The organism is Arthrobacter zhaoguopingii, assembly GCF_009828595.1.
GTDB classification, from domain to species: Bacteria; Actinomycetota; Actinomycetes; order Actinomycetales; family Micrococcaceae; genus Arthrobacter_D; species Arthrobacter_D zhaoguopingii.
The window spans coordinates 168,915-180,857 of the sequence record NZ_WPNY01000002.1 but is presented as its reverse complement, the minus strand read 5'-3'; the positions used below and the strand labels follow the sequence as shown (position 1 = coordinate 180,857).

Annotated in this window: 13 protein-coding genes and 1 pseudogene; 5 read left to right on the top strand and 9 right to left on the bottom strand. The window is 64.3% G+C overall.

Annotated elements, in window-relative coordinates:
* Window positions 1-14: 14 nt before the first annotated feature.
* The 7 genes and pseudogenes from GVV86_RS03245 to GVV86_RS03215 all read right to left on the bottom strand — a co-directional run bounded on the left by GVV86_RS03245 (window position 15) and on the right by GVV86_RS03215 (window position 5,497).
* Window positions 15-687: pseudogene (locus GVV86_RS03245) on the bottom strand (DNA alkylation repair protein).
* A 235-nt stretch (window positions 688-922) separates the two neighbouring features.
* Window positions 923-1,258 (bottom strand): hypothetical protein, encoded by a 336-nt coding sequence (locus GVV86_RS03240; protein ID WP_159801391.1) that lies wholly within the window; start codon window positions 1,256-1,258, stop codon window positions 923-925.
* A 185-nt stretch (window positions 1,259-1,443) separates the two neighbouring features.
* Window positions 1,444-1,977: a GNAT family N-acetyltransferase gene (locus GVV86_RS03235; RefSeq protein WP_246669859.1), complete on the bottom strand. Its 534-nt coding sequence runs from the start codon at window positions 1,975-1,977 to the stop codon at window positions 1,444-1,446.
* A gap of 37 nt (window positions 1,978-2,014) precedes the next feature.
* Entirely contained in the window at window positions 2,015-3,067 is a 1,053-nt protein-coding gene (locus tag GVV86_RS03230; RefSeq protein ID WP_159801387.1) for a S66 family peptidase, read from the bottom strand.
* Window positions 3,068-3,252: 185 nt separating this feature from the next.
* Window positions 3,253-3,873: a hypothetical protein gene (locus GVV86_RS03225; RefSeq protein ID WP_159801385.1), complete on the bottom strand. Its 621-nt coding sequence runs from the start codon at window positions 3,871-3,873 to the stop codon at window positions 3,253-3,255.
* Window positions 3,874-4,000: 127 nt separating this feature from the next.
* Window positions 4,001-4,951 carry an aminoglycoside phosphotransferase family protein gene (locus GVV86_RS03220; RefSeq protein ID WP_159801383.1) on the bottom strand — a complete coding sequence of 317 codons (951 nt, stop codon included), beginning with the start codon at window positions 4,949-4,951 and terminating at the stop codon, window positions 4,001-4,003.
* 120 nt (window positions 4,952-5,071) lie between these two features.
* Complete coding sequence (locus tag GVV86_RS03215; RefSeq protein WP_159616581.1) at window positions 5,072-5,497, bottom strand: hypothetical protein; 426 nt, start codon at window positions 5,495-5,497, stop codon at window positions 5,072-5,074.
* 476 nt (window positions 5,498-5,973) lie between these two features.
* Here GVV86_RS03215 and GVV86_RS03210 point away from each other — a divergent pair, with 476 nt between their 5' ends.
* The 4 genes from GVV86_RS03210 (at window position 5,974) to GVV86_RS03195 (ending at window position 9,000) form a co-directional block, all read left to right on the top strand.
* Window positions 5,974-6,843 carry a hypothetical protein gene (locus GVV86_RS03210; protein WP_159801381.1) on the top strand — a complete coding sequence of 290 codons (870 nt, stop codon included), beginning with the start codon at window positions 5,974-5,976 and terminating at the stop codon, window positions 6,841-6,843.
* 258 nt (window positions 6,844-7,101) lie between these two features.
* A complete protein-coding gene (locus tag GVV86_RS03205; RefSeq protein ID WP_159801379.1) occupies window positions 7,102-7,686 on the top strand; it encodes an RNA polymerase sigma factor in 585 nt (194 codons plus the stop codon).
* Complete coding sequence (locus GVV86_RS03200; protein WP_159801377.1) at window positions 7,686-8,474, top strand: peptidase M56 family protein; 789 nt, start codon at window positions 7,686-7,688, stop codon at window positions 8,472-8,474. The genes GVV86_RS03205 and GVV86_RS03200 overlap by 1 nt, the downstream gene beginning before the upstream one ends.
* Window positions 8,475-8,631: 157 nt before the next feature.
* Window positions 8,632-9,000 carry a DUF7793 family protein gene (locus GVV86_RS03195; RefSeq protein WP_159616571.1) on the top strand — a complete coding sequence of 123 codons (369 nt, stop codon included), beginning with the start codon at window positions 8,632-8,634 and terminating at the stop codon, window positions 8,998-9,000.
* Between the two features lie 119 nt (window positions 9,001-9,119).
* Here the strand turns inward: GVV86_RS03195 and GVV86_RS03190 are convergent, their stop codons facing one another.
* Together GVV86_RS03190 and GVV86_RS03185 are read right to left on the bottom strand one after the other, a co-directional pair.
* Window positions 9,120-9,629, bottom strand: coding sequence for a hypothetical protein (locus tag GVV86_RS03190; RefSeq protein ID WP_159801375.1), 510 nt, complete (start codon window positions 9,627-9,629; stop codon window positions 9,120-9,122).
* A 227-nt stretch (window positions 9,630-9,856) separates the two neighbouring features.
* Entirely contained in the window at window positions 9,857-11,380 is a 1,524-nt protein-coding gene (locus GVV86_RS03185) for a SulP family inorganic anion transporter (protein ID WP_159616567.1), read from the bottom strand.
* A 176-nt stretch (window positions 11,381-11,556) separates the two neighbouring features.
* Here GVV86_RS03185 and GVV86_RS03180 point away from each other — a divergent pair, with 176 nt between their 5' ends.
* A complete protein-coding gene (locus GVV86_RS03180) occupies window positions 11,557-11,937 on the top strand; it encodes a MerR family transcriptional regulator (protein ID WP_159616565.1) in 381 nt (126 codons plus the stop codon).
* Window positions 11,938-11,943: the final 6 nt, after the last annotated feature.

The following is an 11,943-nucleotide window of genomic DNA, read 5'->3' as shown; positions in this document are numbered from 1 at the left end:
CTGCTTTCCAGTCCTCACCGACTCGACTGACGGCTCACGATCTCATTAATCCAGATCGGAGCAAAAGGTGAGGTGCAGTTCGGCGGGGTCGGGTAGTCCTTCAGCACTTCAAGCCTCTCCCCGATGAGGATTGCGCGGCTTCGGTAGGTCTCGTGTGCAATACCGATCTGCGCCAGGGTGTGGTTCATCGCCCATTGCAACCGGTCGGGCGCCTCTCTCATCTCCGCCTCGATTGTGTCGAGCAGTCCGGGCAGGTCGAGGCCTTCCGGCTTCTTCACCACACGCTCGCTGGTCAGGGCCCATCCAGCGCTGGCGACCAAAGGATCGGCGTCGGCGATCCATTCGACGCGGAGCTGCTCGGCGTACGGACTCACCTTGACCACGTAATTGACGCACCAGTCCTGCACCTTTGGAGCGCCGGCCTCGCGCAGCATTGCGTCCAACTCATCGTGCCCGAACTGCTTCGGCCGGCAGATCAGGAGGGCCAGCAGGCGCGCGGCGGTGTCACCGGTGGCCCATAACCCCTTGGATAGATCATGCTGGGTCTTCAGCCGCTTCGCGATGCCCCCGCAGCTTGGTGAGATTCACCCCGTGGTCATCGCCGTGCTTTTCGTTCACCGTGCGCATCCGGGGATCCTCGAGAGAGGCAAGTTCAGCCATCAGCTCGTCCACCGTCATTCCCGTCATCTGTGCCTCCGCCTCTTGTCGTGGCCGCCGACCGTCGCCCTGAACATCATCTGACACGACGTCCCACAGGCGGTGTTGAAACTGATCGATTCCCGAGCAAGGATCATGCCGAGCATCATGATCTTCACACAGGGAGCGTGGGTGAGTGTCTTCGTGAGGTCCCTCCCTAGTGGCTGTTGGAGCACCGAGCCGGTGGATGCCGGCTGAGCACGAGATCGTGGCCCGGTCTCCGGGGCTAGAAACCGCCGAACCCCGCGAACATTGATAAGAACAGGGCGCAGCAAAACCACACGAACGCTATCGATGCGACGGCTATGCTGCCCCGCCAGGTTTCCTCCTTGAACAGGATGCCGGGTTTCAAGCTCAGAAATATCAGGGCAAGAAAAGGAGCGAAGAGAAGCACTGCAACGGTGACCATAAACGTTTGTGCCCAGAGAGGGGCGTCAACAGAAAACGATTGGTGGATCTTTATTGCAAACCAGAGACCGGCCAGCCCGGCAAACAGCAGGCTCGCCGTCACTGCCATAGTCCGGACAAAAAATACTTTCACAATCAGGCCCCCAACGCTCACAGCGGATTTCTCCAGACGCTACCGGTGGAGAGCCCGCGCAAGGTAATCGCCTGCCTGGAAGGAGCTGGAAGTATCTGCTGCTAATTGCGGGCATCGCATTCTGGCGGGTGGCACGGTCAGGGCGGTCTCCCGGGCGGAGAAATCGTCCTCGTGGCTGACCCCCTAAGGCCCATAGTTTCCGATGATCACACCGGGCGGTTCCCGATGGCGGCATAAAGCAGCATGTCCCGGCGCACTCCGGCGATTTCCTGATGACTTCGGAGGAGTCCCTCGCGTTGAAAGCCGGCGTGGTCCGCGCTGCGGACCGAGGCGGTATTCCAGGGCTCAATATAAAGTTCCACCCGGTGCAGTTCTGGAATGGTCCAGGCGAAATGCAGCAGTGCCTGCAGCGCGCGGGCGGCAATCCGCCGGCCACGCTCTCGGGGGATCACCGCATAACCGGCCTGGGCGCGGCCACTGTTCAACTCCCGCGTCCACAGCCCTATCTGGCCCAAGCAGCGGCTTGTCCCTGCGTCGGCGATAGCAAAGGAGAATCCTGTCCCCTCGCAATGGCGCTGCCGTTGGCGTTCAACCCACGCCAGGGCCTCCTCGTGCGACGCGTGGGCGGGCAGGGTGCCCGTAGTGGGGACGTATGAGTCGCGGGAAAGTTCCACGGCCATTCCGGCGTCCGCGTCACGGAACCGGCGAAGGAGCACGCCGGAGTGCCGCGGATCATCCACGGGCCACTCCGGTAGAGCGAGAGGGGCTTCCACTGTCTCAGCCGTAGTGGGCGGTGATTGTGCGGTCCAATCCATTCAATGTCACGGTCCCGCCGTAAGGCAGGATCCACTGCGGGCGGGTATGGCCGAAGGGAACCCCGACGCAGATGACGGCCTCGGGGTTGTAGCGGGTGATCTCTTCGATGACAGTTTCCCGCTGGGCCGTCCGGAGACGGGAGCGCTCCTCAGCACCGGGCCGGTGCTCGAAGCTGCTGGTGGGAGGCCTTGCGACAAGTACCGCGTCGACGGCGTTGAGGACGCCGCGTTCGCCGAGCGCTCGGACCCACCGTTTCACCCAGTCTGCAGGCGGGAGCTCCTCGCTGGTTTCCAACAGCAAAATGGCCCCGTGGAGGGTCTCGACCGGCGGCAGCTGGTCGGCCAACGCGAGCTGGTCGATGACTTCGAGGCATCCGCCCCAGGTCCTGCCCGACGCAACCCGCTCCGGTCCGGCCCAGCCCCAGGGTTCGGTGGGCTCCCTCTCACCGAACTCGACGAGCGCTCGAGAATCATTCCAGTCCTGGCCGAAGTCCTCGGATTCGCCTGGATCCGTGATGGTGAGCTCACCGCCGGTCATAAGAGCGGCTTTCAGGGAGGCGAGGTGGACCTCGTCGATGCGTGGACCCGGACCGAGGTGGACCTGGGTGGAGCCGCCGTAGAACCCGCTGATACCGTGCGACCAGAGCCAGTTCAGCAGGTTGGTGTTGTCGCTGTAGCCGAGGAAAATTTTGGGGTCGGCTCGGGCGAGGTCGGCGTTCAGATGCGGGATGACGGTGATCTGATCGTCGCCGCCGACTGTGGCGAGAATGGCGCGGATGGTGGGATCGGCGAAGGCCGCGTTGAGATCGGCGGCGCGGTCCTCGGCGGATGCGCCGAGCCGCCGGGTCGTGGGGAACTCCACGGGTACAAGGCCGGTCGCGGCCGCGAATCGGGTCATGGCCTGTTCGTGGACCGCGGGGGCGAACCCCGGAGCCGCGAAGGACGGCGACAGGATCGCCACCCGATCGTCCTCACGGAGTTTCGATGCCGGTCTGGTGGGTCCCCATATTTCCATCCCGCCAGTCAAGCACACCGGCAATGTTCACGGCTTCAGCCGCGCTGCGGGTGCGCCCGGGCTACAGGGGCGGACTGAAGCATCGCCGCGCAATCGGTGAGGAACTTCAGCCGACATTCGGGCCGCGCGTCGTCGGTGGCTGGTCAATTGGAGCGGTGGTCCTGTGGGGCCTCTTTGCGCGGCAGCTATCCGCGAGACCTCGTCAGCCCGGTCAGCGCAAGGCCTGCGAGGGCGGAAACGCCGGCGAAAGATGCTTCGAGGGACAGCCAGAACTCCGGAAGGGCGATCAGCAAGACAAGGAGGGCCACGCCCGCAGTGCAGTCCAGTGCGGCTCGCCAGGGGCGGTGCGAGTAATGGCCGAGCAGGAGCAGCGGCAAGGGCAGGAAAACGAGCAGGTAGGCCCAAGGATTCGTCCAGAAGATCGCCAGGCCGAGAAGCAGCGCGGAGCCGGCCAAGCCGGTGAGCAGTCGCAGGAGTCGGGGGAGAAGGGGAGCGGAGGACCCCGTGCCGGCAGCGTCGATCGAGATGAAGGCCCATGGGGTGAGCGCCGGCACCCACAGGCCGGCCCAGTAGCCTCCGCCGATCGCCCCGACGAGGGCCAAAAGGGTCCCCGGAAGAATGAATACGGCGACAGCCTTGAGAGGGGGTTTGATTCCCAGGACGGATAATCCGACAGCCACATACGTGGCACCGTAGATCAGTCCAAGCCACTTATTGGTATCGGGGCCACCGACCTGAGCGATATGAAAGAGCAGGAACATGCCGATGGTTTGAAGGAACGTCGCACCAACGACCCGGAACTGCACTTCATCGGCTGAAGTGTAGGACGCATTCCGTTCTCCCGGCTCGCCTGTTGATGCATGACGTGTAGCCGGCCCCATGCGGTCATCGTTCCACGCGCCGCTCAAATAAGAGCCCCCGACATCTCGGTCCTCACGCATCAGATCGATGTGGGAAGGCACCGGAGGCAGCAGGGAGTGACTCGGACAGTTCCCGGTCGTCGAGGATGCGCGTCAGCGTACATTTCCCTAGCGTGCTCATTCCTGGATTCGACCGCTGGTAGTACCAGACCAACCCCATCGCCTGCTGGAAGGCCCATGCTGCCCCGCGCCGCCACTCAAGATCGGAGCAGGCCAGCTCCCGGCGAAACCAGACCCGGCACTCTGCATCGAGCAGGTGCCATCCGGCGACAAGATCGAGTGACGGGTCAGCAGGAGCGAAACCGCCTCCATCGAGGACCCCGACCAGCCTCTCGCCGTCGACCAGGAGGTTCCCGGGAATCAGGTCACCGTGCGTCATGACGTCGGCGCCGGCGGGCGGCAGGATTCGAAATTCAGCCCAGAGGGCACGGAGCCGATCGACCGGAAGGAGGCCCCCGCTCTCGCGGAAACAAGTGTCCATCCAGGCATCGGAGTCCCGCAGATTTCCGCCGCGGCCGGTACCCGCGAAGTGGCGCCCTTCGGAGTCGGCGGTTCGCAGCGCGTGCACGAGGTCCGCGAGGTCGTGTGCAAACGCGCTGGAGTTGGCCAGACCGCCGGGTGTTGCCACGCGCCCGGGCAACCAGGTCTGCACCGACCACGGCAGGGGGTAGCCGTGGCCCGGAGCGCCCTCGGCAACGCGCACGGGCGTTGGAAACGGACAACAGGCGGTCAGCCCGCGCATGGCTGAGGCCTCACGCGCCAGTTCGGCCCGCATGGCGGCCGGGCGAGTGGATCGAAGAGGGAAGCGCGCAGTGAGATCGGTGCCGATCCGATAGATGGCGTTGACCGTCCCGTCCGTCCGGATGCGGCGGATCTGCTTGTGGCGCCAGTTGGGGAACTGCTGGACGATCAGCCTGCAGGCTGTTTCATCGTCGAGGAGCAGCTGGTCATCGTGCATCACCATGGAGGCGACACTAGCCGATCCCCGGGCGGAATCCGCCGCCCCTTCCGCCGGCCGACCGGGATCTTCTCGGGGTGCGGCGGATCCACACTAATGAGCAGAAGCGTAGTCAGTCGCGGCGGTTCAGCGCAGGATCAAGTTCGGGTGGGGTGAAGCCCATCCCAGCGCTGCGTACCCCTCGACGTCGTAGCCGTCCGGGGCAAGCATCACTTCAACGTCCGGGGTGGTGACCCCGACTGCGGGCGTACGTGCGCCTTCGATGTAGCCACCGCAACCGATGATTGCCTGGCCATCCTGATCGATGACAAGGCAGATGGACCGCTCGAACTCATCGGCGGGCCGGGCGATGTAATAGGAACGTCCGTCCTGCTCGGCCAGGAAGCGCATGGTGTCCAGGGCGACGATGCCCTCGGTGTCGAGGGGTGCGGGCTGGTCCTTATGGATGGGCGCATTCTCAAGCACCGAGAATGCGGGGGTCGCACTGCAGCCGGCCAGAACCCAGACGAGTGCAAGGGCCGCTAGCGCCTGTACCGGTCCGTGCTCATTCATCAATCTCCCCGTTGATATCTCCGATTCGCCCGCGCCTTCCCGATACCCAATCGCACCGGCGCCGGTTCGACCCAATCACGGCCGCAGCACTTGGGAAACCGGCGGGCGGCTCAAATCGGTCATCGTTACGGGATCGCAACCGGCTGATGAAGTACCGCCCTGGGTTAGTGGATTTCGCGGAGATCTATCCGCGTCTGCAGATTATTGAAAACAGGGATGCAAAAAAGGCAGTGAATTGGGGCGAATACCGAGTCGCATGCGTCCCTCCACCAATAAGAATGCCGTTATTGCTTGTTTCGGTGACACATGTGACCTACATTGAGCGGACAGCGACCGCCGGTATCAGAAGTATCTTTCGTCTGGCGCCTTTGAATACCCGGTCAGCGGATCACACTGTTTCGTTCTTGTGGGGGCCCGCACGCTGCGCCTTCGGGGATGGCCCGGGGGATACTACGTGTTTCAGGAGACGCGCATACATGATCACCAATAAAAAATGGGTTGCAACGGGATCAACGGCTACCCTTATCGCCGGCGGGCTGTTCTTCGGAGCTCCGGCGGCTTCCGCCGCACCGGGCGATGCTGCCTGCCTGCAGGCCTCCGTCCAGTTCAACGCGGCTTTGAATGCTGCGGGGATCGACGTGGCATTCGTCAACCAGCTTGAGGTCGCTACCGCGGCTGTGGTTGCTGCCGGCGAAACCCTCGCCACTGTCACCGCGTCGCTGAATGTCGAGGGGCTGGCTGTTGAGGCCGAGACCACCGCATCGGCCGCTGCGGAGGCTCAGCGCCTGGTTATTGAGGCCGAGGCCGCGATCGAGGCCGCGGTGCAAGCTGCGATCCTTACCGATCTTGACGGCGACGGGGACCCGGAGAACGATCCGGCTGTCATCGCAGCGCGCGCGGCGCTGATCCCGCTGGCTGAGCAGGAAAGGATTGCGGCCGAGGCCGCGGTTGCTGCGAAGGCCGCCTACGCTGCCGTGCAGGTGAACGCGGAACTGGTGTCCGCACAGGCCGCTTTCGACGCGGCCGTGGTCCAGGCGGATGCCCTCATTGCACAGCTCAGCGGCGACGAAGCCCTCGCAGCGGAACTCATTGTTCTGTTCAAGGCGTTCCTGGCCGCGTGTGACGCCGGTGCCATCGGAGTCACACCGGTTGTCAACCCCACCGTACCGGTGACGGTCATCCCCACCCCCACCGGCACGAACAAGGGCATGAACGTCCAGACCGCCGCCGCAACCGAGGACAACAGCGCGGCCCTTGCCCTCATTGCGGGGCTGCTGGCCGCCGGCGTCGCAGTTCCGGTGGCCATGGCCGCGCGGATGCGTCGACTCGAGCGCGCACAGCGCTAGTTTGCCGGGCTGTCCCGGCGCGGACCGCGGTCCTCACACCGTGATCCCGCGCCGGGACAGATCACCACTCCGCGCCCTGCCCTCTACAGCTAGCACTAAGCCCGGCTCCGTCGACGACGTCCGGCGCTATTCCATTCTTCAAGCCCAAGCTGTGGCCTGTGTTTGGCGTCATCCCCGGGCCTCTTCGGCATCGCACAAAGTTCTCGAAGGCGAGTGAAACTTTTCGGGGCTGGGCGGACACCACAGGGTATGGGGGATATGAATTCTGACGACGGCGCACTGTGGTCGCGCAGCCTGGCCGGTGATGGCGAGGCGTTCGGTGTGCTGTTCGACCGCCACCGCGACCGGGTGTACCGGCACGCCTACCGGCTTGCACAGAACCGGCCCGACGCCGAGGACGTGAGCGCCGCGGCGTTCTTGGAACTATGGCGCCAGCGGATCAGGGTGCGCCTGGTGGAGTGCTCGGTCCTGCCGTGGCTGCTGGTCACCACCACGAACTGCGCCCTGAACGTCCGACGTTCCAGACGGCGCTACGAGGCCCTGCTGAAGAGTCTTCCGCACGCACCGCCCGCCGCGGACCCGGGGGATATCTTCCTGAGCGACAACCCTTCCCAAGGCGTCGACGGGCCCCTCGCCTCCGCGTTGCGGGCGCTCAAACCCGTGGACCTGCAGCTCATCACCCTGGTCGTACTCGAGGGCTACGACCTCGCGTCGGCGGCCGGAATCCTGGGGCTGGGACCGGAGGCCGCGAAAACCAGGCTGCACCGGGCCCGGCATCGACTCCGGGAGCACCTGCCCGGCCTCCCCGCACCCCGACAGCTCACGCTCTTGGAGGAGGGTTAATGATGAACCTCGAAAGGATGAACGACACCTTCGCCCAGAAACTGAGAAGCGCCCTGGTCAAGCAGGTCAACGCGTCCTCGCCGGCCCGTGCGCGGCGGCGCCGCTGGTGGGTCGGGGCGGGGATTTTCGCCGGCGTCGGGCTGGTCGGGGGAGTGGGGGCGGCCACCGCCGGGTTCTTCGTGGAGCCCGGTGCGGACATCGTCACCGAGGTCGCGGCCCCGGCCGAGGGAGTCCACACGGGAACGCAGACAGTGGATCTGGGTCCGGCTCCGGAGGGGGCGACCCATATCTCCATGGAGCTGTCGTGTCTGAGCGCCGGCACCCTGTATGCGGAGGGCGGGGCTTCCATGACTTGTAGCCCCAATGGAATGGACGGGTGGGGCGGATTCACCATCGCCTTGAAGCCTGGGAAGGACTCGACCGAGATCCGCACGAGCACCCCGGAAGTGCGCTATCGCCTGAGGGCCACGTATGTGAACCAGACGCCCACCGAATGGGCGGTCAATGAGAACGGGGATACCTACGGTGCTCCTAATGACAGGGGCGAGCCGGACCTGCTCTCCGTCATCGCTACCAATGGAAAATTCGGCTACTCGTACGCGCGTGAACTGGATGAGGCATCGGGCAAGACTGCCGCGGAAAAGTTCACCGGCCCGGAGGACGCCCTGGTCTGGCAGGAAGCGCGGCTGGGGAGGTCCTTCGCTGTGCCGGTTTACGAGGCGGACGGCGAGACAGTGATCGGTGAGTTCGTCATTGAGGGCCCGCCGGATATGAGGGAGGACCCCTAGGAACCTCGCCCATCGCCGCAGAGCCGTCATGCTCGTCTATGCTGTCCGGTGACCCCTGTCATGCGGTATGTAAGGTGCGGGGTGATCATTCCGGTGAATCCATACCGAGCCCTGCTCCAGTGGGGTGCAGCCGGGTCACTACAAGGAGGTATTGACGGTGGATCAGTTCACTGCAGGCAGGTCAGACAATGTGCTGTATCTGAGGTGGACGTCCGGCATCCAGATCACCCACCCAGCCGCCGTCAAAGCCGCGCGCGAGCTGGAGGTGCTGAGCGCAGGGGACAACCTGCCCCTGATTGTGGAAATGGGCGGCATCGACGGACTGACGCTTCAGGCGCGCCTGGGCATGAATGCCTACCGCGGCTTCGCCAGGGTAGCGCTCATCGGAGACGGCCCGGTCGATGAAGTGCTCGCGGGCTTCGCCTATGCCTCCCCGACGAGCACCCGCTACTTCACCTCGGAGGCTGATGCCCTCCAGTGGATTCAGGAGGCTGAGGTGAATCCCCAGCAGGAGCCGGCTGCCTGACAGACAAGTCCAGCGGTGCTTTCGCGGCCGATCTGCAAGCCATTTTATCGGATGCTTCTCCAGCGACTATTGGTACACCTGCCCGGGAACGCAGCGGCGAATGGCGCACTTTTGAGGCGCTAGCCGGTGCCTTGGCGACGTTCAGCTATGTCCAGTGGTGTGCAGACATTCGGCATGCTATTGGCGGTGCATAGCCGGTATTTTCCCGGGCGGATGCTGTCCGGGATGATGAGGGTGTCCGGACCCGGTCCGGCGATTCCAATGTCCTCCCAGCCTCTGCCCTCGCCGTCGTCGACCGACCACCAGAGCGGGGAGCCGGAGCCTCCGTAGGCCCCGGTCGTGGCGCTCAGGAAGTATCGGGCATGCCAGATGTCGCCGTACTGTTCCTCCAAGACCCAGGCGATGCCGCGTTCGGTTTCCTGAGGGAAACGGATGCGGATGGTCCGTCCGGGGTTGGCCGGGGAAGTCGAGATATCGAGAAGCTCAGGACGCATCTGCGCCGAGGGGTCATGCGCCCCAGGCCCTTCGGCCCCTGCCGGGCCGCAACCCGCCAGCAGCACGCCGAGGAGGATCACAGCAGCTGCTGAGAGCAACTGCTTCAGCCGCGGTTTGGCAGGGTATCCGTTCACGGAATCGACCTCCTTGACGGATGCTACTCGAAGAGAGGTATGGCCGACGGATTCAGGGGATGACGAATCAGCACCTATTCAATCTGGGCCGCCTCAGTGTCCCCACCGGAGAAGCGGAAGCACCGGATCACGACCACGACGACGCCGAAGGCCATGAGGGGGTGAGGAACAGGGCAAGTAAACCAGCCTCGCCCGGAACCGAGGGCATCAGGTTGTGATGGGTGCGGTCAGTGGCCGGCGCCTAGGTTGCCGCCGAGGCGTTCGCGCATGAGGGTGCTGGCGTCGTTCAGACCGACGATCTCCACGTTCTTGCCGTGCTGGTGGTACTTCTCGGTGATTGCATCCAGTGCCGCGATCGTCGAGGCGTCCCAGAGATGGGAAGCGTGCATGTCGATGATGATGTGCCCGGGGTCCAGGGCGTAGGCGAACTGGGTGTAGAGGTCGTTGGAGGAGGCGAAGAACAGTTCGCCGTTCACGACGTAGGTGGCCGTTTCGCGGCCTCCGATGTTCTGGACGGTCCGTTCGACGGTGACGAAGTGTGCCACTCGGCGGGCGAACAGGACCATGGCCACGAGTACGCCGACGCCCACGCCGATAGCGAGGTTGTGGGTGGCGACGGTGACGATCACAGTGGCGGCCATGACCGCAGTTTCACTCTTGGGCATCCGTTTCAGGGTGGAGGGCCGGACACTGTGCCAGTCAAAGGTCGCGACGGAAACGAAAATCATCACGGCCACAAGTGCGGCCATGGGGATCAGGGAGACGATACCTCCCAGGACGACGACGAGGATGAGCAGGAAGATGCCGGCGAGGAAGGTGGAGATCCGGGTGCGGGCCCCAGAGGCTTTGACGTTGATCATTGTCTGGCCGATCATCGCGCAGCCGCCCATGCCGCCGGTGAAGCCAGTGACGATATTGGCCACGCCCTGGCCCCAGGCCTCGCGGGTCTTATGGGAGCGGGTGTCGGTGACGTCGTCGACGAGCTTGGCTGTCATAAGCGACTCGAGCAGTCCCACGAAGGCCATAGCGAGGGCGAAGGGGAAGATGACCTGTAGGGTCTCGAGGCTGAACGGCACGTTCGGGATGAACAGGGTCGGTAGGGAATCGGGGAGGTCGCCCTTGTCTCCCACGGTCGGGACTGCGACGGCGGCGACGACGGTGATCAGCGTCAGAACCACGATGGCGACGAGCGGTGCCGGAACGGCCTTGGTGAGCTTCGGCAGGCCGAAGACGATGACCAGGGCCAAGGCCGCAAGCGGGTAGACCAGCCACGGTACGCCCAGGAGCTCGGGGACCTGGGACATGAAGATCAAAATGGCCAGGGCGTTGACGAAGCCCACCATGACCGAGCGTGGAATGAACCGCATGAGTCTGGCGACCCCGGAGATTGCCAGAATTATCTGGAAGATTCCGGCGAGGATGACGGCGGCGATGAAGTAGTCCACCCCGTGGGACTTCACCAGCGGAGCGATGACCAGGGCGATGGCGCCGGTGGCTGCGGAAATCATGGCGGGGCGCCCACCGACGAACGCGATGGTGACCGCCATGGTGAAGGAAGCGAAAAGTCCGATCCGCGGGTCGACGCCGGCGATGATCGAGAAGGCAATTGCTTCCGGGATCAGGGCCAGGGCGACGACGAGGCCGGCGAGGACTTCTGTCTTCAACCGGCGGGGCGACCTCAAGGTGTTCCGCACGGATTGGAGCTGTTCGGGGGTGTACGCCGGGGCGTGTTCGCTCGTTGTGGTGGCCATTCCTGGCTCCGATCATGGTCAAGAAGGCACGCGTGTGCGGCTTCGTTTGTGCTAATGACTGAGGGGCGCAGCGCCGCGCCGAGAAGAGGGGGAGCTGGTTCTCAAGCTCTCACCCCGCCACCAACCCTAACCTAACGTAATGGTAGAGTTGAAATCCGAACAGGACGGAGGCGCTGATGACGGCCAGGACGAGCAACACCAACACCATGCACATCGGAGAACTCGCCGAACGCACTGGCCTGTCCCTGCGGACTATCCGCCACTACGACGACGTGGGGCTGCTTCCTGCAACAGCACGCACGGAGGGCGGCTTCAGGGTGTTCTCCGATGCGGATTACGAACGCCTCCGGGCCATTATGCAAATGAAACCGCTCGGGTTCACCCTTGAGGAAATGGCCGAAATCCTTGACCTCCTGGCGGACCCCAACGGGACGGCCCCTGAAGGATCGGGGGCGCTGGCTGAATTTCTCGAGAGAGCCGTCCATCAGCGGGACAAGATGGCCCGAAACCTGACCCAGGCCGATGAGTTCATCCTCCGGCTGCGCGACCGGGCCTGAACCACC

Coding starts and splice junctions, on each gene's coding strand:
- GVV86_RS03230 (WP_159801387.1), bottom strand. CDS start 3,067: ATGGAAATATGGGGACCCACCAGACCGGCATCGAAACTCCGTGAGGAC.
- GVV86_RS03220 (WP_159801383.1), bottom strand. CDS start 4,951: ATGGTGATGCACGATGACCAGCTGCTCCTCGACGATGAAACAGCCTGC.
- GVV86_RS03215 (WP_159616581.1), bottom strand. CDS start 5,497: ATGAATGAGCACGGACCGGTACAGGCGCTAGCGGCCCTTGCACTCGTC.
- GVV86_RS03210 (WP_159801381.1), top strand. CDS start 5,974: ATGATCACCAATAAAAAATGGGTTGCAACGGGATCAACGGCTACCCTT.
- GVV86_RS03205 (WP_159801379.1), top strand. CDS start 7,102: ATGAATTCTGACGACGGCGCACTGTGGTCGCGCAGCCTGGCCGGTGAT.
- GVV86_RS03200 (WP_159801377.1), top strand. CDS start 7,686: ATGATGAACCTCGAAAGGATGAACGACACCTTCGCCCAGAAACTGAGA.
- GVV86_RS03185 (WP_159616567.1), bottom strand. CDS start 11,380: ATGGCCACCACAACGAGCGAACACGCCCCGGCGTACACCCCCGAACAG.
- GVV86_RS03180 (WP_159616565.1), top strand. CDS start 11,557: ATGACGGCCAGGACGAGCAACACCAACACCATGCACATCGGAGAACTC.